The sequence below is a fragment of the Streptomyces sp. NPDC093225 genome (genome assembly GCF_044753805.1).
Lineage (GTDB): Bacteria > Actinomycetota > Actinomycetes > Streptomycetales > Streptomycetaceae > Streptomyces.
This window is the reverse complement of the sequence record NZ_JBIVNX010000001.1, coordinates 184,517-210,687: the sequence shown is the minus strand read 5'-3', so window position 1 is coordinate 210,687 and position 26,171 is coordinate 184,517. Positions and strand designations below refer to the sequence as shown.

General features: G+C 76.3%; 2 protein-coding genes. Both read right to left on the bottom strand.

The window, feature by feature from the left end:
• Positions 1-5 precede the first annotated feature (5 nt).
• Entirely contained in the window at positions 6-9,674 is a 9,669-nt protein-coding gene (locus ACIQCH_RS00530) for a type I polyketide synthase (protein ID WP_402576883.1), read from the bottom strand.
• A 119-nt stretch (positions 9,675-9,793) separates the two neighbouring features.
• A complete protein-coding gene (locus tag ACIQCH_RS00525; RefSeq protein WP_402576368.1) occupies positions 9,794-26,137 on the bottom strand; it encodes a type I polyketide synthase in 16,344 nt (5,447 codons plus the stop codon).
• Positions 26,138-26,171 lie beyond the last annotated feature (34 nt).

Here is a 26,171-nt window from a genome sequence, read left to right as displayed (position 1 = left end):
CTGTGCTAGATCCCGAGCTCGTTCTCGATGAAGTCGAAGAGCTCGTCGGGCGTGGCCTCCTGGAGCTTCTCGGCCACGGCCCCGTCGCTCGAATGGGCCTGCGGTTCACCCCATTTCGCCAGGAGGGCCTGCAGGCGCGAGGCGATGTCGGCACGCGTGTCCCCGTCCGGTTCGAGGACGGACAGCGCGGATTCGAGCCGTTCGAGCTCCGCGATCCCCGGCGCGGCCCCCGAGGAGCCGTCCTGGACGATCTCGGCGCGCAGGAACTCGGCGAGGGCGGCGGGCGTCGGGTGGTCGAAGACCAGCGTCGCCGGGAGCTTCCGTCCGGTCGCGGCGTTGAGGCGGTTGCGGAGTTCCAGCGCGATCAGGGAGTCGAAGCCGAGCTCCTTGAAGGCGCGGCCCGCACCCACCTCGTCGGTGGTGGGGTGGCCGAGCGCGGTCGCGGCGTGGGTACGGACCAGTTCCAGGACGGCCAGGGCCTGTTCGGCCTGCGGCATCGCGGACAGCCTGCGGCGGAGCGCCTCGCCGGGGGCGCCCTGGGCGTCGGCGCCGTGCGCGTCGGCGCCGGCGACGGCGGTCTGCGCCAGTCGTCGTACCTCGGGCAGGTCGGCGAGGAACGGGCTGGGCCGTACGGCCGTGTAGCCGGGCGTGAAGCGCTCCCAGCAGATGTCGGCGACGGCGACGGCCGGCTCGGCGTGGTCCAGGGCCTGGCGCAGGGCGCGGATCGCCGCGGCGGGGTCCATGGCGGGGACGCCGCCGCGCTCGAGGCGTTCGCCGATGGCGCCGCCCGCGGCCAGCCCGCTGCCGCCCCAGCGGCCCCAGGCCACCGAGGTGGCGGGGAGGCCGTCGGCACGCCGCTGCTCGGCGAGGGCGTCGAGGTAGGAGTTGGCGGCCGCGTAGTTCGCCTGGCCGGCGTCGCCGAGGGTGCCGGCGACGCCGGAGAAGAGGACGAAGGCCGTCAGGTCGAGGCCGCGGGTCAGCTCGTGCAGGATGAGCGCCGCGTCCGCCTTGGGAGCGAGGACGGTGGCGAACCGCTCGGGGGTGAGCCCGTCGATGACCCCGTCGTCCAGGACGCCGGCGGTGTGGAACACCGCGGTCAGCGGCTGTGCGGCGGGGACCGACGCGAGGAGCGCGGCGACGGCGTCCCGGTCGGACGTGTCGCAGGCCGCGACGGTGACGTGCGTGCCGAGCGCGGTGAGTTCCTCGTGCAGTGCGGCGGCGCCGGGGGCGTCGGGGCCGCGGCGGCCGGCGAGGAGCAGGTGGTCGGCGCCGTTCGCGGCGAGCCAGCGGGCGACGTGTGCGCCGAGCGCGCCCGTACCGCCGGTCACCAGGGTCGTGCCGTGGGGCGTCCAGGCGGCGGGGGCGGCGGGGGCGTCGCCCAGCGGGGCGTGGGCCAGTCGCCTGCCGTGGGTGCCGGAGGGGCGTACGGCGACCTGGTCCTCGGAACCGTCACCGGCCAGCACCGTCACGAGCCGGTCGAGGGTCCGGGCGTCGGCCTGCGGGGGCAGGTCGACGAGTCCGCCCCAGCGGTCGGGGTGCTCCAGCGCGGCGGTCCGGCCGAACCCCCACAGGAGGGCCTGTGCCGGGTCCTGGATCCGCTCGGAGCGGGTCACGGCGACGGCGCCGCGGGTCAGGCACCACAGCGGGGCGGCCACGTCGGCGTCGCCGAGGGCCTGGACGAGCGCGGCGGTGCCGAGCAGCCCGGCGTGGGCGCGCAACGCTCCTGCGCCCTCGGCACCTTCGCCGAGGGCGAGGAGGGAGAGGACGCCGGTCCAGGCGGGTTCTCCGGCGGCGGCCTCGAGTGCGGCGGTCAGGCTCGCGCGGTCGGCGGCGGCCGTCGCGACGGTCACCGTATGCACCTGGGCGCCGCGTTCGGCGAGCGTGCGCAGCACGGCGGCGACCGCGTCCCCGGCGGGACCCGACACGGCTTCCGGCACCACGACCAGCCAGGTCCCGGAGAGGCGGGTGGCGGTGGTGTCCGCGAGCGGCTTCCAGACGACCCGGTAGCGCCAGCCGTCGACCAGCGACTCCTCGCGGCTCCGGCGCCGCCACGAGGACAGCGCGGGCAGCAGGGAGGTGAGGGCCTGGTCGCCGTCGACGTCCAGCTCGGCCGTGAGGGCGGCGAGGTCCTCGCGTTCGACGGCGTCCCAGAAGCGGGCGTCCACCGCACTCTCCGCCACCGGTGCCGCCACCTCGGCCGGGGCCGCCTCCGGCCAGTACCGCCGCGACTGGAACGCGTACGTGGGCAGATCGACCCGACGGGCCCCGGTGCCCTCGAACACCGTGCCCCAGTCCACCCCCACACCACGCACCCACGCCTCGGACAGCGACAGCCACAACCGCTCCAAGCCACCCTCGTCCCGGCGCAACGAGCCCAGAACGGCCGCCTCACGACCCGCGTCCTCGACCGTCTCCTGGATGCCCACCGTCAACACCGGATGCGGACTCGACTCCACGAACACACCGAAGCCCTGCTCGAGGAGCGTGCGCGTCGCCGACTCGAACTCCACGGTCCGGCGAAGATTGCGGAACCAGTACCCGGCATCCAGCTCCGGCCCCTTCACCCACTCCCCCGTCACCGTCGACAAGAACGGCACTTCGGCCTCCCGCGGCGCGATCGGCGCCAACAGGTCCGCCAGCTCCTCGCGGAGCAGCTCGACCTGCGTGGAGTGGGAGGCGTAGTCCACGGCGATCCGCTTCGCCCGCACGCCCTCGGCCCCACACGCGGCCAGGAACTCGTCCAATGCCTGCGCCTCACCGGAGACCACCACGGACGAGGGCCCGTTGGCGGCGGCCACCGAGATCCGCTCCTCGCCCCACGGCGCGATCCGCTCCCGGACGTCGTCGGACGCCAGCGGGACCGAGACCATGCCGCCCAGGCCCGCCAGCACCCGACCGATGGCCTGACTCCGCAGCGCCACCACCCGCGCCGCGTCCTCCAACGACAGGATCCCCGCCACGCACGCCGCGGCGATCTCACCCTGCGAATGACCGATGACCGCACCCGGACGCACGCCCGCGGCGCGCCAGACCTCCGCGAGCGACACCATCACGGCGAACAGCGCCGGCTGCACCACGTCCACCCGGTCCAGCGACGGCGCGGCGTCGGCGCCCCGGAGCACGTCCACCAACGACCAGTCGGTGAAGGGCTCCAGCGCCTTCGCACACTCATCCACCCGGGCAGCAAACACAGGTGAAGCGTCCAACAGCGCTCCGGCCATGCCCACCCATTGCGACCCCTGTCCGGGGAACACGAACGCGGTCCGCCCCCCGATGACCGACCCCTGCACGAGCAGGGGTGCGGTGCCTCCGGCGGCCAGGGCGGTGAGGCCCGCGAGGTGCTCCTCCCGGTTCCGGCCGATCACGACGGCGCGCCGATCGTGTGCCGCACGGGTGGTGGCCAGGGAGTGGCCGACATCGCAGACGCGCAGGTCAGGGTCGGTGGCGAGGTGGTTCAGCAGACGTTCGGCCTGGCCGTGGAGCGCCCGTTCCGTCCGGGCGGTCAGCGGCCAGGGAAGCGGGGCGGGCGACTCGGTGCCGGTGCCGTCGGGGGTGGTCGCGGCCAGTAGGGGGTGGGGGTGCAGGGGTGCAGGGGCCCCCTCGTCGCCGGACCCCTGTGCGGCGGGGGCCTGCTCGACGATGGCGTGGGCGTTGGTGCCGCTGAACCCGAACGAGGACACGCCTGCGCGCCAGGGTCGGCCGCCGGTGTCGGGCCAGGCCCGCTGCTCCGTCAGCAGGGCCACCCGGCCGGCGGTCCAGTCCACGTGCGGAGTCGGCTCCGTGATGTGGAGGCTCCGCGGCAGCTCGCCGTGCTGCATGGCCAGCACCATCTTCATCACGCCGGCCACGCCCGCCGCGGCCTGCGCGTGTCCGATGTTCGACTTGACGGAGCCGAGCAGCAGCGGCCGGTCCGCCGGGCGGTCCTGCCCGTACGTCGCGAGCAGGGCCTGCGCCTCGATCGGGTCGCCGAGCGTGGTACCGGTGCCGTGGGCCTCGACGACGTCCACGTCGGTCGCGGCCAGGCGGGCGTTGGCGAGGGCCTGGCGGATGACGCGCTGCTGCGAGGGCCCGTTGGGGGCGGTCAGGCCGTTGGAGGCACCGTCCTGGTTGATCGCCGTACCGCGGATCACGGCGAGGACGGGATGCCCGTTGCGCTGGGCGTCGGACAGCCGCTCGACCAGCAGCAGGCCGACGCCCTCGGCGGGGCTGAAGCCGTCGGCGTCGGCGGAGAAGGCCTTGCAGCGGCCGTCGGTGGACAGGCCGCGCTGGCGGCTGAACTCGATGAAGGTCCCGGGGGTGGACATGACGGTGACGCCGCCGGCCAGGGCCAGGGTGCACTCCCCCGCCCGCAGCGCCTGCACCGCCAGGTGCAGCGCGACCAGCGAGGCCGAGCAGGCGGTGTCGACCGTGACGGCCGGCCCCTCCAGCCCGAACGTGTACGAGAGGCGGCCGGATACGACGCTGCCGGCGCTGCCGGTGGCCAGGTGCCCTTCGAGGCCGTCGGCGGCGCCGCGTACGAGGTGGGAGTAGTCGGAGCCGTTGGTGCCGACGAAGACGCCGGACCGGCTGCCGTGCAGGGTCCCCGGGTCGATGCCGGCCCGTTCGAACGCCTCCCAGGAGGTCTCCAGCAGCAGCCGCTGCTGCGGGTCCATGGCGAGGGCCTCGCGGGGGGAGATCCCGAAGAACGCGGGGTCGAAGGCGGCGGCGTCGCTGAGGAAGCCGCCCTCGCGCGTGTAGGAGGTGCCGGGGGCGTCGGGGTCGGGGTCGTAGAGCGCCTCGACGTCCCAGCCGCGGTCGGCGGGGAAGGCGGAGAGCGCGTCACCACCGGAGACGAGGAGCTGCCACAACTCCTCGGGGCTGCGGACGCCGCCGGGGAAGCGGCAGCTCATCGCGACGACGGCGATCGGTTCGGCGTCCGCCCGGGCGGTGGCGGCGGTCGGTGCGGGCGCGGCGTCCGCGGCGCCCCGGCCGGCGAGTTCGGCCCGCAGGTGGCGGGCGAGGACGGTGGGCGTCGGGTGGTCGAAGACGAGGGTGGGCGGGAGCTTGAGGCCGGCGGCGGCGTTCAGGCGGTTGCGCAGTTCGACGGAGGTGAGGGAGTCGAAGCCCAGCTCCTTGAAGGCCCGGCCGGCCTCGACGGCGTCGGGGCCGGAGTAGCCGAGGACGCCGGCGACCGCGGTGCGGACCAGGTCGAGCAGCAGGCGCTCCTGCTCGGCCTCGGGCTGTCCGGCGAGCTGCCGCAGGAGCGGGGCGGCGCCGCCGTCGTCCTGGGCCGCTGCGGTGCGGGTGCCCTCGGCGGCCTGCCGGGCCTCGGGCAGGTCGTGCAGCAGCGGCCGGGCGCGGCCGGAGGTGAAGGCGAGGACGAACCGCTTCCACTCCATGTCGGCGACGGTCAGCGTCGTCTCGTCGCGGTCCAGGGCGTGCTGGAGGGCCGTGACGGCCCGTGTCGGGGCCATCTCGATGACGCCGTGGCGGCGCATGCGGTCGCCGACGGCGCCTTCCGCCATGCCCCCGTCCCCCCACGGGCCCCAGGCGAGGGAGGTGGCGGGGAGGCCGGCGGCCCTGCGGTACTCGGCGAAGGCGTCGAGGAAGGCGTTGCCCGGTGCGTAGTTGCCCTGGCCGGGGGCGCCGAAGGTGGCGGCGAAGGAGGAGAAGAGCACGAAGGCCGACAGGTCCAGGTCCCGGGTCAGCTCGTGGAGGTGCCGCGTCGCGTCGACCTTGACCCGCAGGACCCGCTCGACCTGGGCGGGCGTCAGCGCCTCGACGACCCCGTCGTCGAGGACGGCCGCGGTGTGCACGACGGCGGTGAGCGGCCGGTCGGCGGGGATGTCCGCGAGGAGCGCGGCGAGGGCGTCGCGGTCGCCGACGTCGCAGGCCGCGAGGGTGACGTGCGTGCCGAGCGCGGTGAGTTCCTCGCGCAGTGCGGCGGCGCCCGGGGCGTCGGGGCCGCGGCGGCTGGTGAGCACCAGGTGCTCGGCGCCGTTCGCCGCGAGCCAGCGGGCGACGTGCGCGCCGAGCGCGCCCGTACCGCCCGTGACCAGGGTCGTGCCGCTCGGTCGCCAGGTGCGTACGGCCGGGGTGTCGGCCAGTCGGGCGCGGACGAGGCGCCGTACGAAGGTCCCGGCGGGGCGTACGGCGACCTGGTCCTCGGCGGCGTCCCCGGCGAGCACGCCCGCGAGCCGGGCCAGTGTGCCGTCGTCGACGGCGTCGACGGTTCCGTTGCCGGGCAGGTCGATCAGGCCGCCCCAGCGCTCGCCGTGCTCCAGGGCCGCCACCCGGCCCAGGCCCCAGACCGTGGCCTGCGCGGGATCGGGGTGCCGCTCGGAGCGGCCCACGGCGACGGCGCCGCGGGTGACGCACCACAGCGGGGCGGACACCTCCACGTCGCCGAGGGCCTGGACGAGGGCGAGCGTGGCGGTCACGGCGGCGGCCGCCCCGGTGCCGTCGGAGGTCGGCAGGGAGAGCACGCCGGACGGGGCGGGGCCCTCGGCTAGCGCCTCGCGGATCCGTCCGGTCAGCTCGGTCCGTGCGTCCGGGCCGGCGGGGACGGTCGTGCGCCGTACGTCGGCGCCGTGTGCGGCGAGCGTCCGCAGGACGGCGTCGACGGCATCGGTGTCGTCGCCCGTGCCGGCCGGGGTCTCGGGTACGGCGACGAGCCAGGTGCCGGAGAGGCGGGCGGCGGCGGGGTCGGGGGCGGGCTTCCAGGTGATCCGGTAGCGCCAGCCGTCGACGGTGGACCGCTCCTGGTTCTGCCGCCGCCACGAGGACAGGGCGGGGAGCAGCGCCGTGAGGGCCTCGTCCGCCTCGATGTCCAGCTCGCTGGTGAGGGCGGCCACGTCGTTGGCCTCGACGGCTTCCCAGAAGCGGGCGTCCGCGGTGTCGGCCGGGACTGCGACCGCGGCCCCGGTGCCTTCGACGGTGCCGCTCTCCAGCCAGAAGTGCTCCTGCTGGAAGGCGTAGGTGGGCAGGTCGACCCGGCGGGCGCCGGTGCCGGCGAAGACGGCTTCCCAGTCCAGGACCACGCCGCGCACCCACGCCTCGGCCAGCGACTGCCAGAACCGTCCGAGTCCGCCGTCGTCGCGCCGCAGCGAACCGAGGACGGCCGCCTCGCGGCCCGCGTCGTCGACCGTCTCCTGGATGCCCACGGTGAGCACCGGGTGCGGGCTCGACTCCACGAACACGCCGAAGCCCTGATCCACCAGGGTCCGGGTCGCGGTCTCGAACTCGACGGTCCGGCGGAGATTGCGGAACCAGTACCCGGCGTCCAGCTCCGGCCCCTTCACCCACTCCCCCGTCACCGTCGACAAGAACGGCACTTCGGCCTCCCGCGGCGCGATCGGCGCCAACAGGTCCGCCAGCTCCTCGCGGAGCAGCTCGACCTGCGCGGAGTGGGAGGCGTAGTCCACGGCGATCCGCTTCGCCCGCACGCCCTCGGCCTCACACGCGGCCAGGAACTCGTCCAGCGCCTGCGCCTCACCGGACACCACCACGGACGAGGGCCCGTTGGCGGCGGCCACCGAGATCCGCTCCTCGCCCCACGGCGCGATCCGCTCCCGCACCTGCGCAGCCGGCAACGAAACGGACACCATGCCGCCCAGGCCCGCCAGCACCCGACCGATGGCCTGACTCCGCAACGCCACCACCCGCGCCGCGTCCTCCAGCGACAGGATCCCCGCCACGCACGCCGCGGCGATCTCACCCTGCGAATGACCGACCACCGCACCCGGACGCACCCCAGCAGCACGCCAGGCCTCCGCGAGCGACACCATCACCGCGAAGAGGGCCGGCTGCACCACGTCGACCCGGTCCAGCGACGGCGCGGCGTCGACACCACGCAGCACGTCCACCAACGACCAGTCGGTGAACGGCTCCAGCGCCTTCGCACACTCACCGATCCGGGCCGCGAAGACCGGCGAGGAATCCAGCAGCCCCGCCGCCATGCCCACCCACTGCGAACCCTGCCCCGGGAACACGAACGCCGTCTTCCCACCGACCACCGAGCCCGTCACCACACCCGTGGCCATCGCACCCGAGGCCACCGCGCCCACACCGGTGACGTGGTCGCCCAGGACCACCGCCCGGTGCTCCAAGCCGGCCCGGGCCGACGCCAACGACCAGGCCACGTCCACCGGGTCGGCCGCCCGCCCCGTGGCTGCGCCGAGCCAGTCCGACAGACGCTCGCCCTGCCCCCGCAGCGCCGCGGGGCTCTTGCCCGACAGCACCCACGGCACCACCGGCAGCACCGCGCCGCCGGCCGCCTCCGCACCCTCCGCAACCTCCGGATCCTCGGGCTCCGGCGCCTGCTCCACGATCACGTGCGCGTTCGTCCCGCTGAACCCGAACGACGACACGCCCGCACGGCGCGGCGCGCCGGTGCTCGGCCAGGGCACGTTCTCGCCGACCAGCGAGACGGCGCCCGCCTCCCAGTCGACGTGCGGCGTCGGCCCGTCGAGGTGGAGGGTCTTGGGCACCACGCCGTGGCGCATCGCCTCGACCATCTTGATGATGCCGGCCACGCCGGCGGCGGCCTGCGTGTGCCCGATGTTGGACTTGACCGAGCCGAGCAGCAGCGGCCGGTCGGCCGGGCGGTCCTGCCCGTACGTCGCGAGCAGGGCCTGCGCCTCGATCGGGTCGCCGAGCGTGGTACCCGTGCCGTGCGCCTCGACGACGTCCACGTCGGCGGCGGCCAGCCGCGCGTTGGTGAGGGCCTGGTGGATGACGCGCTGCTGCGAGGGCCCGTTGGGGGCGGTCAGGCCGTTGGAGGCACCGTCCTGGTTGACGGCGGAGCCCCGGATCACGGCGAGGACGGGGTGCCCGAGGCGCTGGGCGTCGGACAGCCGCTCGACCAGGAGCATGCCGACGCCCTCGCCCCAGCCGGTGCCGTCGGCGGCGGCGGCGAAGGGCTTGCAGCGGCCGTCGGGAGCGAGGCCGCGCTGGCGGCTGAACTCGGTGAAGGTGGCCGGGGTGGCCATGACGGTGACGCCGCCGGCCAGGGCCATGGAGCACTCCCCCGCCCGCAGCGCCTGCACCGCCAGGTGCAGGGTGACCAGGGACGACGAGCAGGCGGTGTCGACCGTGACGGCCGGGCCCTCCAGGCCGAAGGTGTACGCGACCCGGCCGGAGGCGATGCTGCCGGAGCTGCCGGTGCCGAGGAAGCCCTCGACCCCCTCGGGGACGGAGTCCAGGCGGGAGGTGTAGTCGTGGTACATGACGCCGGCGAAGACGGCGGTCCGGGTGCCGCGCAGCGAGGTCGGGTCGATGCCGGCCCGCTCGAACGCCTCCCAGGAGGTCTCCAGCAGCAGCCGCTGCTGCGGGTCCATGGCGAGGGCCTCCCGCGGGGAGATCCCGAAGGGAGCGGGGTCGAAGCGGGCGGCGTCGTAGAGGAAGCCGCCCTCGCTGACGTAGCTGGATCCGGCGCTGTCGGGGTCGGCGTCGTAGAGCGTCTCCACGTCCCAGCCGCGGTCCACGGGGAACGCGGAGATCGCGTCGCGGCCGTCGGCGACGAGCCGCCACAGGTCCTCCGGGGTGCGCACGCCGCCCGGCAGGCGGCAGCTCATCGCGACGATCGCGACGGGTTCCTGGTTCTGCTCCTCGACCTCGCGCAACCGCCTGCGGGCCTGGCGCAGATCGGCGGTCGCCCGCTTGAGGTAGTCGCGAAGCTTGTCCTCGTTCACCATGTGCGTGGGCTCCATGCCAGAGAGGCGGGTCGTACGGGTCGGTCTGACCGTCGTGGTGGGGTGGTCGGGGGCCGGGCGGGGCGGGGGGAGGGCCCCGCCCGGCGGTCGGGGGGTGCGGCTCAGGCGCCGAGTTCGTCGTCGAGCAGGTCGAACAGCTCGTCGTCGGTGGCCGAGTCGAGGTCGTCGTCGGCGTCCTCGCCGGTACGGGGTGCCCGGCCGGGCTCCTGGCGGGCGCTCCACCAGGCCGCGAGGGCCTGGAGCCGCATCGTGATCCGCGAGCGGGTGGCGCTGTCGGCGTCCGCCGCTCCGAGCGACTCCAGCGCCTCTTCCAGGCGGTCGAGTTCGCCGAAGACGGTCGGGCCGTCGGTGGCCGGCGCGAGGGCGGACCGCAGGTACGCCGCCAGCTGCTCGGGGGTCGGGTGGTCGAAGATCAGCGTGGCCGGGAGGCGGAGGCCGGTGGCCGCGCCGAGCCGGTTGCGCAGTTCGACCGCCGTCAGCGAGTCGAAACCGAGCTCCTTGAACGCGCTGCCGGGTTCGACCGCCGCCGCGCCGCTGTGGCCCAGTACCTGGGCGACGTGCGTGCAGACGGTGTCGAGCAGCACCCGGTCCCGTTCGGCGGGCGGCAGTTGGGCCAGCCGGTCCGCGAGCGATCCGGGGGCCTCCGCGGCCGTCGCGGCGCTCGTGCGGCGCCGTACGGGGGCGCGGACCAGGCCGCGCAGCACGGGTGCCACGCCGTCGGCGGCCCGGGCCTGCAGGGCGGCCAGGTCGAGCCGGGCGGGCACGAGCAGGCTGGGGGTCTGCGGTTCCCCCAGGGGGTCCGCGCCGTCCCCGTGGCCCGTGGGTGCGCGCAGGACCGCGTCGAACAGGGCGAGCCCGTCGGCCTCCGACAGGGCGTCCATGCTGCCGCGGCTCAGGCGCCGCCGGTCCTGGGCGTCGAGGGTCGCCGCCATGCCGGCCTCGTCGTCCCACAGTCCCCAGGCGAGCGAGACGGCCGGCAGGCCCGCGGCCCGGCGGTGCTGGGCGAGCGCGTCGAGGAAGGCGTTGCCCGCCGCGTAGTTGGCCTGCCCCGCGTTGCCGAACACGCCGGCCGCGGAGGAGAACAGGACGAACGCCGCCAGGTCGGTGCCCCGGGTCAGCTCGTGCAGGTTCCAGGCGGCGTCGGCCTTGGGCCGCAGCACGCTCGTGATCCGTTCGGGGGTGAGCGAGGTGACGGTGCCGTCGTCGAGCACTCCGGCGGTGTGCACGACGGCCGTCAGGGGGTGTCCGGCCGGCACCTCGGCCAGCAGCGCGGCCAGGGCGTCCCGGTCGGCCGCGTCGCACGCCGCCCAGGTGACCTCGGCGCCCCGTGCACGGAGCTCGTCGGCGAGTGCGGGGGCGCCCGCTGCCGCCGCCCCGCGCCGGCTGGTGAGCAGCAGGTGCCGGACGCCGTGCTCGGTGACGAGGTGCCGGGCGAGCAGGCCGCCCAGCGTGCCGGTGGCCCCCGTGATCAGGACCGTTCCCTCGCGGTCGAGGGCGGGGGCGGCTGCGGCGGCGGGCTCCGCGGGGGCGGTGAGGGACGCGCGGGCCAGGCGGGGGGCCCGTACGGTTCCCGCGCGCAGGGCCAGCTGGGTCTCGTCGGTGGCGAGGGCCGCGGGCAGGGCCCGGTGGGAAGCGTCCTCGCCGTCGGTGTCGACGAGGACGAACCGGTCCGGGTGCTCGGCCTGCGCGGAGCGCAGCAGCCCCCACACGGCCGCGTGCGCCGGGTCCGGCAGGTCCTCGGCGGGGTCGGTGGCGACGGCGCCGCGGGTCAGGACGGCGAGGCGGGCGGCGGCGAAGCGCTCGTCCGCCAGCCAGGCCCGCGCCAGTTCCAGGGCCTTCGCGGCGGCCGCGTGCGCGGTCGCGGGCACGGCGGCGCCGCGGCCGGGGGCGGCGAGGTCGGGGACCAGGGAGACGAGGACCGTCTCCGGCTTCGGCTCGCCGAGGGCCTCGGCGAGGTCGAAGGCCTCCGCGAGGTCGGGCAGGTCGGCGTACGTGCGGTCGGCGGCGGCGTCGAGGACGCCGGCCCGTTCCAGGCCCGGGCCCGCCTCGAGCGGGTCGGTGCCGAGCAGCGCCCAGCGGGGGCCGGGCTCCGGCCGTGCCGCGGGCGGGGCGAGCACGGTCCAGTCGAGCCGGAACAGCGCCTCGCCGACGGGTCCGGCGGGGACGGCGCCTTCCGTGGCGAGCGGCCGCAGGACGAGCGAGTCGACGGTGAGCACCGGCCGGCCCGTACCGTCCCACAGGGTGAGGGCGACCGCGTCCGGGCCGGCCGGGGCCACCCGGACGCGCAGCGCGGCGGCACCGGCGGCGTGGAGCCGTACCCCGTCCCAGGAGAACGGCAGCCGCGCACCCGCGGGGCCGTCGGGGAAGAACTCCCCGAGCCCGACGGCGTGCAGGGCGGCATCCAGGAGCGCCGGGTGCAGTCCGTAGGGGGTCGCCTCCGCCAGGCGGTCCTCGTCGAGGGCGACGTCGGCGAACACCTCGTCCCCGAGCCGGTGGGCCCGGCGCAGGTTGCGGAAGGCGGGTCCGTAGTCGAGTCCGACGGCCTCGAAACCCGGGTACAGGTCGTCCACGGCGCATGCGACGGCTCCGGCCGGCGGCCACTCCTCCAGGGCCCGGCCGTCGGCGTCGGCGGAGTCGGGCGCCAGGACGCCCTCGGCGTGCCGCGTCCACGGCCGGTCGGGCGCGGCCTGTTCGGCGCGCGCGTGGATCCGCAGGGAGCGGCGGCCGTCCGCGTCGGGCTCGGCCACGGCGAGCCGCAGCTGGAGCCCGCCGGTGTCGGGCAGCACCAGGGGCGCCTCGAGGGTGAGTTCGTCCAGGCGGCCGCAGCCCACGTGGTCACCGGCCCGTACGGCCAGCTCGACCAGCGCGGCGCCCGGAACCAGCACCGAGCCGGCGACACGGTGGTCGGCCAGCCAGGGCTGGGCGCGCAGCGAGAGCCGTCCGGTGAAGAGGAATCCGTCCGAGTCGGGCAGGTCGACGGCGGCTCCGAGGAGCGGGTGCGCGGTCGCACCGAGCCCGGCGGAGGCGACGTCCCCGGCGAGGGCGGAGGCCGGGGCCTCCAGCCAGTAGCGCTGCCGCTGGAAGGCGTACGTGGGCAGCTCGACCCGGCGGGCGCCGGTGCCGGCGTAGTACGCCGCCCAGTCGACGTCGACTCCGCGCAGGTGGGCCCGGGCGAGGGCGGCGGCGAGGGCCGCGTCCTCGGACCGGTCCGCGCGCAGCACGGGGGCGAAGCCGGCGCCGTCTCGGGTGAGGCAGTCCTGGGCGAGGGCGGAGAGGACGCCGTCGGGGCCGAGTTCGAGGTACGTCGTCACGCCCGCGGCTTCCATGGTGCGGATGCCGTCGAGGAGGCGGACGGACTCGCGGACGTGCCGGACCCAGAAGTCGGCCGTTCCCATCTCGTCGGTGACGACGGCCCCGGTCAGGTTCGAGACGACCGGGATCCGCGGGGCGGCGAACGACAGGCCCTCGACGACCTTGCGGAAGTCGGCCAGCATGCCGTCCATGTGCGGCGAGTGGAAGGCGTGGCTGACCGTGAGCCGCTTGGACTTGCGCCCCTGCGCCTCGAAGGCCCCGGCGATCGCGACCGCCGCGGCCTCGTCACCGGAGACCACGACGGCCTGCGGTCCGTTGACCGCAGCGATGCCCACGCCCTCCGACAGCAGCGGCAGGACCTCCTCCTCCGACGCCTGCACCGCGATCATCACGCCACCGGCTGGCAGCGTCTGCATCAACCGGCCACGCACCGACACCAGTTCGCACGCGTCGGACAGCGAGAGGACACCCGCCACGTGCGCGGCGGCGATCTCACCGATCGAGTGGCCGGACACCAAGTCCGGCCGCACCCCCCACGACTCCAGCAGCCGGAACAGCGCCACCTCCACCGCGAACAACGCCGGCTGGGCGAACTCCGTCCGGTCCAGCACAGCAGCATCCGCACCGAACAGCACCTGCTTCAGGGGCCGGTCCAACCGCGGGTCCAGCTCCGCGCACACCGCGTCCAGCGCCGCCGCGAACACCGGCTGGACGCCGTACAGCTCACGCCCCGCACCGAGCCGCTGACTGCCCTGACCGGTGAACAGGAAGGCCAGCTTCCCCTCGACCGGCGTGCCGTCGAGGACGCCGGCGGGCCGGTCGCCCTCGGCGAGGGCGGCGAGGCCGGCGAGGAAGCCGTCCCGGTCGTCGGCCACGACGGCCGCGCGCCGGTCGAGGGCCGTGCGGCTCGTCGCCAGGGAGTGGCCGATGTCCGCGAGGGACAGTTCGGGGTGCTCGGCCACGTGGGCGGCCAGGCGCGCGGCCTGCTCGCGCAGCGCCCTTGGGTCCTTGGCGGACAGCAGCCAGGGCAGGCTTCCGGCGTCCCGCGCGGGCCCGGGCCGGGCCGGCCCGCTCTCCGCGGGCGCGGCGGCCTGCTCGATGACGGCGTGGGCGTTGGTGCCGCTGAAGCCGAAGGAGGAGACCGCGGCGCGCCGCGGGCGGCCCGTCTCGGGCCAGGCCGTGGCGGTGTCCAGGAGCGTGACGGCTCCGGCGGTCCAGTCGACGTGCGGGGTCGGCTCGTCGACGTACAGGGTCCTGGGCAGCACCCCGTGGCGCATCGCCATGACCATCTTGATGACACCGGCGACGCCGGCGGCGGCCTGCGTGTGGCCCATGTTGGACTTGACCGAGCCGAGCAGCAGCGGCCGGTCGGCGGGCCGGTCCTGGCCGTACGTCGCCAGCAGCGCCTGGGCCTCGATCGGGTCGCCCAGGGTCGTGCCGGTGCCGTGTGCCTCCACGGCGTCCACGTCGGCGGCGGACAGGCCGGCGTTGGCGAGGGCCTGCCGGATGACGCGCTGCTGGGACGGGCCGTTCGGGGCGGTGAGGCCGTTGGAGGCGCCGTCCTGGTTGACCGCCGTACCGCGGACCACGGCGAGCACCGGGTGGCCGTTGCGGCGGGCGTCGGAGAGCCGCTCCACGAGCAGGACGCCGGCGCCCTCGGACCAGCCCGTGCCGTCGGCGTCGGCGGAGAACGCCTTGCAGCGGCCGTCGGCGGCGAGGCCCCGCTGCCGGCTGAACTCCACGAACGCCGCGGGGGTCGCCATGACGGTGACGCCGCCCGCCAGGGCGAGGTCGCACTCGCCGTTGCGCAGCGCCTGCACGGCCAGGTGCAGGGCCACCAGCGAGGAGGAGCAGGCGGTGTCGACGGTGACGGCCGGGCCCTCCAGGCCGTAGGTGTAGGACAGTCGGCCGGAGATCACGCTCGCCGCGTTGCCGGTGCCGAGGAATCCCTCCACGCCCTCGGGCAGCGCCGCCAGGCGGGAGGCGTAGTCGTGGTACATGACGCCGGCGAAGACGCCGGTGCGGGTGCCGCGCAGGGTGCGCGGGTCGATGCCGGCGCGTTCGAACGCCTCCCAGGAGGTCTCCAGCAGGAGTCGCTGCTGCGGGTCCATCGCCACCGCCTCGCGCGGGGAGATCCCGAAGAAGGCCGGGTCGAAGGCGGAGGCGTCGGAGAGGAAGCCGCCCTCGCGGGCGTAGCTGGTGCCCTCCTGGCCGGGGTCGTCGGCGAACAGGTGGTCGACGTCCCAGCCGCGGTCGTCGGGGAAGCCCGAGATGACGTCGCGGCCGTCGCGGACGAGCCGCCACAGGTCCTCGGGCGACTGCACGTCCCCGGGGTAGCGGCAGCCCAGGCCGACGATGGCGACGGGTTCGTCGTCACGGACCGCGGCGGCGACGGGTGCCGCCGGGGCCCCGGGGGCCGTGCCGAGCAGTTCGGAGCGCAGGTGGGCGGCCAGGACCGTCGAGGTCGGGTAGTCGAAGACGAGGGTGGCAGGCAGGCGCAGACCGGTCGCGGAGCCGATCAGGTTGCGCAGTTCCACGGCGGTGAGGGAGTCGAAACCGAGCTCGCGGAAGGAGCGGTCGGCCTCGACCGCGGCGGGCCCGGGGTAGTCGAGCACCGCGGCCACCTGGGTGCGCACCAGGTCCAGGACGAACGCCTGCTGGTCGGCGTCCGCCATCCCGGCGAGCCGGGCGGCGGGGCCTCCCGGGCCTCCCGGGCCGCCCGCGGCACCGCCTGCGGCGGCCCGGCGCACAGGCGTGCGGACGAGGCCGGACAGCAGCGGCGGGAGCGTCCCGGCACCGGCCCGGGCGCGCAGCGCCGCCGGGTCCAGCTTGACCGGGACGAGCAGGGCGGGCCGTCCGGCGGCTCCGGAGGCCGCATCGAACAGGGCCAGGCCCTCGGCGGCGGACAGCGCGTCCGCCCCGCCGCGGCCCAGCCGCGCGACGTCCTCGGCGGCCAGGGCAGCGCCCATGCCGCCGCCCGACTCGGCCCACAGGCCCCAGGCCAGCGAGAGGCCCGGCAGGCCCTGGGCCCGGCGGTGGGCGGCGAGGGCGTCGAGGAAGGTGTTGGCCGCCGCGTAGTTGGCCTGTCCCGCGTTGCCGAACACGCCGGCGGCGGAGGAGAACAGCACGAACGCGGACAGGTCCAGGTCACGGGTGAGCTCGTGCAGGTGCCACGCCGCGTCCGCCTTCGGGCGCAGCACCGCCGACAGCCGCTCGGGCGTCAGCGAACCGACCACACCGTCGTCGAGAACGCCGGCCGTGTGCACCACGGCGGTGAGCGGGTGCGCCACCGAGATCCCGGCGAGTACGGACGCCAGCGCGTCCCGATCGGCCACGTCGCAGGCGGCCCAGGTCACCTCGGCGCCCAGACCGGCCAGTTCCGCCGACAAATCGACGGCACCCGGGGCCGCTTCACCACGGCGCGACACCAACAGCAGGTGCCGGGCGGCGCGTTCCGTGACGAGGTGGCGGGCGAGCAGGGCGCCGAGCGAACCGCTCGCGCCGGTGAGGAGCACCGTACCGTCGGGGTCCCACGCAGCGGCGGCCGCGTCGGCGGCCGCCGACGCGGCCCGGGCCAGCCGCGGCACGAGGACCGCCCCACCGCGCACGGCGACCTCGGATTCGCCCGAGGCCAGCGCGGCCGACAGGGCCCCGGTCACGTCGGCGTCGGTCACGTCGGCGGCCACGTCCACCAGGACGAGGCTGCCGGGGTTCTCCGACTGCGCCGAGCGCACCAGGCCCCGCACCGCGGCGTGCACCGGATCGGGCAGGACCTCGCCGGGGACCGCCGCCACCGCGCCCCGCGTCACGAACGCCAGGCGTCCGTCCGTGGGCCGGTCGGCGGACAGCTGCTCCTGCAGCAGCCCCAGCACCCGCGCCGTGGCGGTGTGCACGGCTTCCGGTAGGTCGGCGGGGGCGTCCGTCCGCAGGTCGATGACGACGACGTCGGTCATGTCGACGGTGGTCGCGGCCGCGCGGTCGCCCGGCAGCTCCGTCCACTCGACCTGGTACAGGGACTCCGCGCGGCCGTCACGGGTCGCCGCACCGATCTGCGCGGGCGAGACGGCGCGCAGCGCCAGCGCGTCCACGGAGGCGAGGGGCCGACCGGCCGGATCCGCGAGTTCCAGGGACACCGCTCCGGGGCCGGCCGGGGCGAGGCGGACCCGCGCCGCCGAGGCTCCGGTGGCGTGCAGCCGTACGCCGCTCCAGGCGAACGGCAGCCGCGCCGCGGCGGCGTCGGAGCCGGCACCGGGGGTGGCGGCCGGGGTCGCCAGGAGTCCGCCGTCGAGCGCGAGGGCGTGCAGGGCCGAGTCGAGCAGGGCCGGGTGCAGTCCGAACGCGTCGGCGTCCGACCGCGCGCGTCCGTCCAGGGCGAGTTCGGCGTACAGGGCGCCGTCGTGCCGCCAGGCGGCCGTCAGCCCCTGGAACAGGGGCCCGTAGCGCAGCCCGGAGGCGTCGAGCTGCTCGTACGCCTCGTCCACGGGGGCGGGGGTGGCACCGGCGGGCGGCCAGACGCCCAGGTCGACGCCGGCCGCGCGGACCTCCGCGGCGAGCAGACCCGCCGCGTGCCGCAGCCACGGCCGGTCCTCGGCGTCGGCGTCGGTGTCGGCCGGGCGGGAGTACACGGCGACCGGGCGGCGACCGGAGTCGTCCGGCGCGCCGACGGTGACCTGGACCTGCACCGCGCCGCCGCCGTCCGGCAGGACCAGCGGGGTCTGGAGGGTCAGCTCGTCCAGGGCGGGGGCGCCGACGCGTTCACCGGCGTGCAGCGCCAGCTCCACGAACGCCGTGCCCGGGACGAGGACGGATCCCATGACGGCGTGGTCAGCGAGCCAGGGGTGGGTGCGCAGCGAGAGCCGGCCGGTGAGGACGCGGCCGTCGGCGTCCGCGAGGGACACCGCCGCGCCGAGGAGCGGGTGCGCGGCGGCCGCGAGGCCGAGCCCGGTGGCGTCGCCGGGGAGCGGGGTGCCGGTCTGCGGCCAGTAGCGCGCCCGCTGGAAGGCGTACGTGGGCAGGTCCGCGCGCTGCGCGCCCGTGCCGGCGAAGTACCCGTTCCAGTCGACGTCGACGCCCCGGCAGTGGGCCCGGGCGAGCGCGGTGGTGAGGGTCTCCGCCTCGGGTCGGCCCGCGCGCAGCACGGGAGCGAAGGCCGCGGCGTCGCCGGTGAGGCAGTCCTCGGCCGTGGCGGAGAGGACGCCGTCGGGGCCGAGTTCGAGGTACGTCGTCACGCCCGCGGCTTCCAGGGTCCGCATGCCGTCCAGGAAGCGCACCGCCTCCCGGACGTGCCGCACCCAGAAGTCCGCCGCACCCATCTCGTCGGTCACCACGGCACCGGTCAGGTTCGACACGACCGGGATCCGGGGTGCACTGAACGACAGCCCCTCCGCCACCTCGCGGAAGGCGTCGAGCATGCCGTCCATCAGCGGGGAGTGGAAGGCGTGGCTGACCGTGAGCCGCTTGGACTTGCGCCCCTGCGCCTCGAAGGCCGCGGCGATCGCGACCGCCGCGGCCTCGTCACCGGAGACCACGACGGCCTGCGGTCCGTTGACCGCAGCGATGCCCACGCCCTCCGACAGCAGCGGCAGGACCTCCTCCTCCGACGCCTGCACCGCGATCATCACGCCACCGGCCGGCAGCGCCTGCATCAACCGGCCACGCACCGACACCAGTTCGCACGCGTCGGACAGCGAGAGGACACCCGCCACGTGCGCGGCGGCGATCTCACCGATCGAGTGGCCGGACACGAAGTCCGGCCGCACCCCCCACGACTCCAGCAGCCGGAACAGCGCCACCTCCACCGCGAACAACGCCGGCTGGGCGAACTCCGTCCGGTCCAGCACAGCAGCATCCGCGCCGAACAGCACCTGCTTCAGGGGCCGGTCCAACCGCGGGTCCAGCTCCGCGCACACCGCGTCCAGCGCCGCCGCGAACACCGGCTGGACGCCGTACAGCTCACGCCCCGCACCGAGCCGCTGACTGCCCTGACCGGTGAACAGGAAGGCGGTCCCGGCGCTCCTGGCGACCGTACCCCGGACCAGTCCGGCGGCCGTGCGGCCGGCGGCGAGGGCGTCGAGGGCGGTGGCGGCCGAGGCGCGGTCCGTCGCCACGACCACCGCGCGGTGGTCGAAGGCGGCGCGGGTGGTGGCCAGGGAGCGGGCGAGGTCGGCGAGCGCGAGGTCGGGCCGGTGGTCCAGGTGCGCGCGCAGGGCTCCGGCCTGGTCGGCCAGCGCCTCCGCCGTGCGCCCGGTGAGGCGCAGCGGCAGCGGCGCCACGGCCTCGGCCGGCAGGGACGCGGGCACCGGGTCCGCGGCGGGGTGCTCGGCGGCCGGCGCCTGCTCGATGATGGTGTGGGCGTTGGTGCCGCTGATGCCGAACGAGGAGACGCCGGCCCGGCGCGGGCGGCCCGTCTCGGGCCACGGCACGGGCTCGGTGAGCAGGCTGACGGCGCCCTGCGACCAGTCGACGTGCGGCGAGGACCGGTCGGCGTGCAGGGTGCGGGGCAGCACACCGTGCTGCATGGCCAGCACCATCTTGATGACACCGGCGACGCCGGCGGCGGCCTGGGTGTGGCCGAGGTTCGACTTGATCGAGCCGAGGTGCAGCGGCCGGTCGGCGGGGCGGTCCTGGCCGTAGGTGGCCAGGAGGGCCTGGGCCTCGATGGGGTCGCCGAGGGTGGTGCCGGTGCCGTGGGCCTCGACGGCGTCCACGTCGGTGGCCGCCAGGCCGGCGCTCGTGAGCGCGGCGCGGATGACGCGCTGCTGGGACGGGCCGTTGGGGGCGGTGAGGCCGTTGCTCGCACCGTCCTGGTTGATCGCCGAGCCGCGCACCACCGCGAGCACCGGGTGACCGTTGCGGCGGGCGTCCGACAGGCGCTCGACGAGCAGCATGCCCACCCCCTCGCCCCAGCCGGTGCCGTCGGCGTCGGCGGAGAAGGCGCGGCAGCGGCCGTCCGCGGAGAGGCCGCGCTGGCGGCTGAAGCCGACGAAGGTGCCGGGGGTGGCCATGACGGTGACGCCGCCGGCGAGCGCCATGTCGCACTCACCGCTGCGCAGGGCCTGGACGGCCATGTGGAGGGCGACCAGCGAGGACGAGCACGCGGTGTCGATGGTGACGGCGGGGCCTTCGAGGCCGAAGGTGTACGAGATGCGGCCGGAGGCGATGCTGCCGGTGCTGCCGGACCCCAGCGAACCGTCCGCGCCGTCGGCGGACCGCTCGAGGAGCGTGGCGTAGTCGTGGTACATCACGCCGGCGAAGACACCGGTGCGGGTGCCGCGCACGTCGGCGGGGTCGATGCCGGCCCGCTCGAAGGCCTCCCAGGTGGTCTCCAGCAGCAGCCGCTGCTGGGGGTCGGTGCCGACCGCGTCGCGCGGGCTGATGCCGAAGAACGCCGGATCGAACCCGGCGACGTCGTGCAGGAAGCCGCCGTGGCGGGTGTAGGAGGTGCCGGGGTGGTCGGGGTCGGGGTGGTACAGGGCCTCGACGTCCCAGCCGCGGTCGGCCGGGAAGCTGGTGATCGCGTCGCCGCCGCCCGCCAGCAGCCGCCACAGCTCCTCGGGGCTGGTGACGCCGCCGGGGTAGCGGCAGCTCATCGCGACGATGGCGATCGCGTCGTCGGCACCGGCCGGGCCGGCGTGCCCCGGGGCGGGCGCCGCGGGGGTCGGGCGGTCGTCGTCCCCGCCGAGTTCGGCGGCCAGGTGGCGGGCGAGGGCCAGCGAGGTCGGGTAGTCGAAGACCAGCGTGGCGGGGAGGCGGCGGCCGGCGGCCGCGCCGACCCGGTTGCGGAGCTCGACGGCGGTGAGGGAGTCGAAGCCCAGCTCGCTGAAGGCCTGTTCGGGTTCGACGGCGTCGGGCGTGCCGTGGCCGAGGACGCCGGCCACGTGGCCCCGGACGAGGTCGAGGAGCAGCTTCTCCCGCCCGGCGGCGTCGAGGCCGCGCAGGCTCCGTTCCAGGCCGGACGGCTCCGTCGGGATGCGGCCGTCGGGCGCCGCGCCGCTGGCGGTGGGCCGTAGCGGCGTACGGACCAGGCCGCGCAGCAGCGGATGCACGCCCGATCCGGCGGCGGGCAGGGCCAGCCGCATCGGCACGAGGTGGGCCCGGCCGGCAGCGCGCCCGTCACCGTCCCCGCTCTCGGCACCGCCTGCCGCGGCCTCGGCCGCCGTGGTCCCGGCCGCGACGGCCGTGGTCCCGGCCGCGGCGAGGGTGTCGGCGAGGTCGAAGAGGGCGAGGCCGTCGGCGGCCGTGAGTCCCTGCACGCCGCCGCGCCGCATGCGCTCCCTGTCGGTCTCGTCGAGGGTGCCCGCCATGCCGTCGGCGTCCTCCCACAGGCCCCAGGCCAGGGAGAGGGCCGGGAGCCCGTGGGCGCGGCGGTGCTGCGCGAGGGCGTCCAGGAAGGAGTTGGCGGCGGCGTAGTTGCCCTGGCCGGGCGCGCCGAACACGCCTGCGGCGGAGGAGAACAGCACGAAGGCCGACAGGTCGGCGTCGCGGGTCAGTTCGTGCAGGTGGAGGGCGGCGTCGACCTTGGGCCGCAGGACGGAGTCCAGGCGTTGCGGGGTGAGGGAGTCGACGACGCCGTCGTCCAGGACGCCTGCCGTGTGGACCACGCCCGTCAGCGGGTGCTCGGCCGGGATGCCGGCCAGGGCGGCGGCCAGCTCGTCGCGGTCCGCGGCGTCGCAGGCCGCCCAGGTGACCTCGGCGCCCAGGTCGGTCAGGTCGCGCGTCAGGTCCGCGGCGCCGGGCGCCGTGGCCCCGCGGCGGCTCAGGAGCAGCAGGTGCCGCACGCCGCGCTCGGCCACGAGGTGCCGGGCGACGAGCCGGCCGAGGGTGCCGGCCGCGCCGGTGACCAGGACCGTGCCGTCGGCGTCGTACGCGGGGGCCGCGACCGGGGTGCCGGTGCCGCTGCCGGCGGGCGTCCTGGCCAGGCGGGGGGCGTGCGCCGTGCCCGCGCGCAGCGCGACCTCCGGTTCCCGGGACGCCAGGACGGCGTCGAGGGCGGATCCGGGGAGTTCGCCGTGCGGTACGTCGGTGTCGAGGAGGACGAAGCGGCCCGGGTGCTCGGACTGCGCCGAGCGCACCAGGCCCCGGACGGCTGCGGCCACGGGGTCGGCCGCGCCGTCGTCGCTCCGGACCGGCACCGCGCCCCGTGTGAGGAGCACGAGTCGGCTGTCGGCGAGCCGGTCGTCGGCGAGCCAGGTCCGCAGCAGGTGCAGCGCGTCGTGCGCGGCCGTGTGCACGGCTTCGGGGGTGAGCCCGGGTGCGGCGGGCAGGCGTACCGCGACGGTGCCCGGGGCGGGGGTGCCGGAGTCGAGGGCCGCGGCCAGCGCCTCGGCGGCGGCCGGCCCGTCGAGGACGAGCGCCGGCGGCTCGGGCGTGCCGGGGGCGGGGAGGGTGAACGGCGTCCAGTCCACGTGGAAGAGGTGGTCGCGGGGGCCGCCGGTACCCGCGTCGAGGTGCTCGGGCGACACCGTGCGCAGGGTCAGTGCGGCGATGTCGGCGACGGGCGCTCCGGCGCCGTCGGCCAGGGCCAGCGACACCGTGTCGGGACCGGCCTTGGACAGCCGCACGCGCAGGGTGGCGGCGCCCGCGGCGTGCAGGGCCACCCCGCTCCAGGAGAACGGCAGCCGGCTGCCGCCGGTGTCCTCGACGAGTCCGGCGAGGCCGATGGTGTGCAGGGCGGCGTCGAGCAGGGCGGGGTGCAGGCCGAACCGGTCGGCCCCGGGCTCGGGTTCACCGGCCGGCCCGATCTCGACGTAGGTCGCGTCACCGCTGGTCCAGGCGGCCCGGACGCCCCGGAAGACGAGGCCGTAGTCCAGGCCGGCCTCGGCGAGCCCGGCGTACAGTCCGTCGACGGGCAGCGGGACGGCGTCGGCCGGCGGCCAGGTCCCGGGGGCGAAGGACGGCTGGGGGGCGCCCGTCGCGAGGACGCCCTCCGCGTGCCGGGTCCACGCCGGCTCGGCCGCGTCGGCGCCGGCCGCGGCGCCGTCGGCGGGCTCGGGGCGGGAGTGCACGCCGAGGGTGCGGCGGCCGGTGGCGTCGGGGGCCCCGACCCACAGCTGCACCTGGACGGCGCCGGTCTCGGGCAGTACGAGCGGTGCGTGGAGGGTGAGTTCCTCCAGGAGGTCGCAGCCCACCTGGTCGCCCGCCCGGACGGCCAGCTCCACGAAGGCGCTGCCGGGCAGGACGGCGGAACCCAGGACGACGTGGTCCGCGAGCCAGGGGTGGGTGTCGAGCGAGAGCCGGCCGGTGCACAGGACGCCGTCGAGGTCGGCGAGGGCGACGGCGGCTCCGAGCAACGGGTGTCCGGCCGTGCCCAGGCCGGCGGCCAGGAGGTCGGTGGCGGGGCGTCCGGCGTCGAGCCAGTAGGGCTCGCGCTGGAAGGCGTACGTGGGCAGGTCGACGCGGCGGACCCCGGTGCCGGCGTGGTACGCGTCCCAGTCGACGGCGGCGCCGCGGACGTGCAGCCGGGCGAGGGCGCCGGCCAGGGTCTCGGCCTCGGGCCGGCCGGTGCGCAGGACGGGGACGAAGGCGCCGGTGTCGGTGTGCTCGGGCAGGCAGTCCTGGGCGAGGGCCGTGAGGACGGCGTCCGGGCCGATCTCGACGAAGTGGACGGTGTTGCGGGCGGCGAGGGCCCGCACGCCGTCGAGGAAGCGGACGGTCTCGCGGACGTGCCGGACCCAGAAGTCGGCGGAGCCCATCTCGTCGGTGACGAGGGCGCCGGTCAGGTTCGAGACGACCGGGATGCGCGGGGCGGCGAACGACAGGCCCGCCACCACGCGGCGGAAGGCGTCGAGCATGCCGTCCATGTGCGGCGAGTGGAAGGCGTGGCTGACCGTGAGGCGCTTGGTCTTGCGGCCGAGGGCCTCGAAGGAGTCCGCGATCGCGACCGCCGCGGCCTCGTCGCCGGAGACGACCACCGCCTGCGGTCCGTTGACCGCGGCGATGTCCACGCCCTGGGTGAGCAGCGGCGCGACCTCCGCCTCGGAGGCCTGGACGGCGATCATGACGCCGCCGGTCGGCAGGGCCTGCATGAGCCGCCCGCGGGCCGCGACCAGCGTGCAGGCGTCGTCCAGCGACAACACACCCGCGACGTGCGCGGCGGCGATCTCGCCGATCGAGTGGCCGGACACGAAGTCCGGCGTCACGCCCCACGACTCCAGGAGCCGGAAGAGCGCCACCTCGACCGCGAACAGCGCCGGCTGCGCGTGCTCCGTCCGGTCCAGCACGTCGGCGTCGGTGCCGAACAGGACCTGCTTCAGGGGACGTTCCAGGTGGGCGTCGAACCGCTCGCAGATCTCGTCCAGCGCGGCGGCGAAGACCGGGTGCGCCGCGTACAGGTCGCGTCCCGCCCCCGGGCGCTGGCTGCCCTGGCCGGTGAAGAGGAAGGCCAGCTTCCCGGCGACCGGGCGGCCCCGGGTGACACCGGGGGCGGAGTCCTCCGGGCCGAGGTCGGCGAGGGACTCCAGGGCGCGCAGGAGGCCGGTCCCGTCGGCGGCCGTCAGGACCGCCCGGTGGTCGAAGGCGGTGCGTCCGCTCGCGAGCGAGTGGGCCACGTCCCCGGCGCGCAGGTCGGGGTGGGCCGTCAGGTGCGCGTGCAGCTTCCGGGCCTGGGCGCGCAGGGCGGCGGGGGACCTGGCCGAGAGGGTCCACAGCGGCGGCACGGGGGTCCGGTCCGCGCGGGCGGCGGTCGGGCCGACCGGTCGCTCCGCGCCGGGGAGCACCGGGGCCTCCGCGGAATCGGGGGTCCCCGCGCCGTCCGGGGCCTGCTCGATGACGGTGTGGGCGTTGGTGCCGCTGATGCCGAACGAGGAGACGCCGGCCCGCCGCGGGGCCCCGGTCTCGGGCCACGGCACCGACTCGGTGAGCAGCCGTACGGCGCCCTCCGTCCAGTCGACGTTCGGCGTGGGCTCGTCGACGTGCAGGGTCCTGGGCAGCGTGCCGTGGCGCATCGCCATGACCATCTTGATGATGCCCGCGACACCGGCGGCGGCCTGCGTGTGCCCGATGTTGGACTTGACCGAGCCGAGCAGCAGAGGCCGGTCCGCCGGGCGGTCCTGCCCGTACGTCGCGAGCAGGGCCTGCGCCTCGATCGGGTCGCCGAGCGTGGTACCCGTGCCGTGCGCCTCCACGGCGTCGATCTGCGCGGGCGAGAGGCGGGCACCGGCCAGCGCGTCGCGGATGACGCGCTGCTGGGAGGGGCCGTTGGGGGCGGTGAGGCCGCTGCTGGCGCCGTCCTGGTTGACGGCGGAGCCGCGGATGACGGCGAGCACCGGGTGCCCGTTGGCGCGGGCGGCGGAGAGCCGCTCCAGGACGAGCATGCCCGCGCCCTCGCCCCAGCCGGTGCCGTCGGCGGCCGCCGCGAAGGACTTGCAGCGGCCGTCGCCGGCCAGGCCGCGGTGGCGGCTGAACTCGGTGAAGGTGCCGGGGGTCGACATGACGGTGACGCCGCCCGCCAGGGCGAGGGTGCACTCGCCGCTGCGCAGGGCCCGGGCGGCGAGGTGGACGGCGACGAGGGAGGACGAGCAGGCCGTGTCGACGGTGACGGCCGGGCCTTCGAGCCCGAGCGTGTAGGCGATCCGGCCGGAGGCGATGCTGCCGGAGCTGCCGTTGCCGAGGAAGCCCTCGACCTCCTCGGGGACGCTGAACAGCCGGGCGGCGTAGTCGTGGTACATCAGGCCCGCGAAGACGCCGGTGCGGCTGCCGCGCAGCGAGGTCGGGTCGATGCCGGCCCGTTCGAAGGCCTCCCACGAGGTCTCCAGCAGGAGCCGCTGCTGCGGGTCCATGGCGAGGGCCTCGCGCGGGGAGATCCCGAAGAAGCCGGGGTCGAAGTGGTGGGCGTCGTGCAGGAATCCGCCGACCTGCTCGTACGCGTCGATGCCGCTGTCCGGGTCGGGGTCGAAGAGGACCTCCTGCGGCCAGCCCCGGTCGGCGGGGTACGGCGTGACGGCGTCCCGGCCGCCGTCGACGAGCTCCCACAGCGCCTCGGGGGTGTCGACGCCGCCGGGGTAGCGGCAGCTCATCGCCACGATCGCGATCGGTTCCTGGTCGCGCTCCTCGACCTCGCGCAGCCTGCGGCGCGCCTCGCGGAGATCGGCCGTCGCCCGCTTGAGGTAATCGAGGTACTTCTCCTCGTTCACCATGTCTTACGCCATCCCCGTGCTCGAAGTGGTCAGA

Coding starts and splice junctions, on each gene's coding strand:
- ACIQCH_RS00530 (WP_402576883.1), bottom strand. CDS start 9,674: ATGGTGAACGAGGACAAGCTTCGCGACTACCTCAAGCGGGCGACCGCC.
- ACIQCH_RS00525 (WP_402576368.1), bottom strand. CDS start 26,137: ATGGTGAACGAGGAGAAGTACCTCGATTACCTCAAGCGGGCGACGGCC.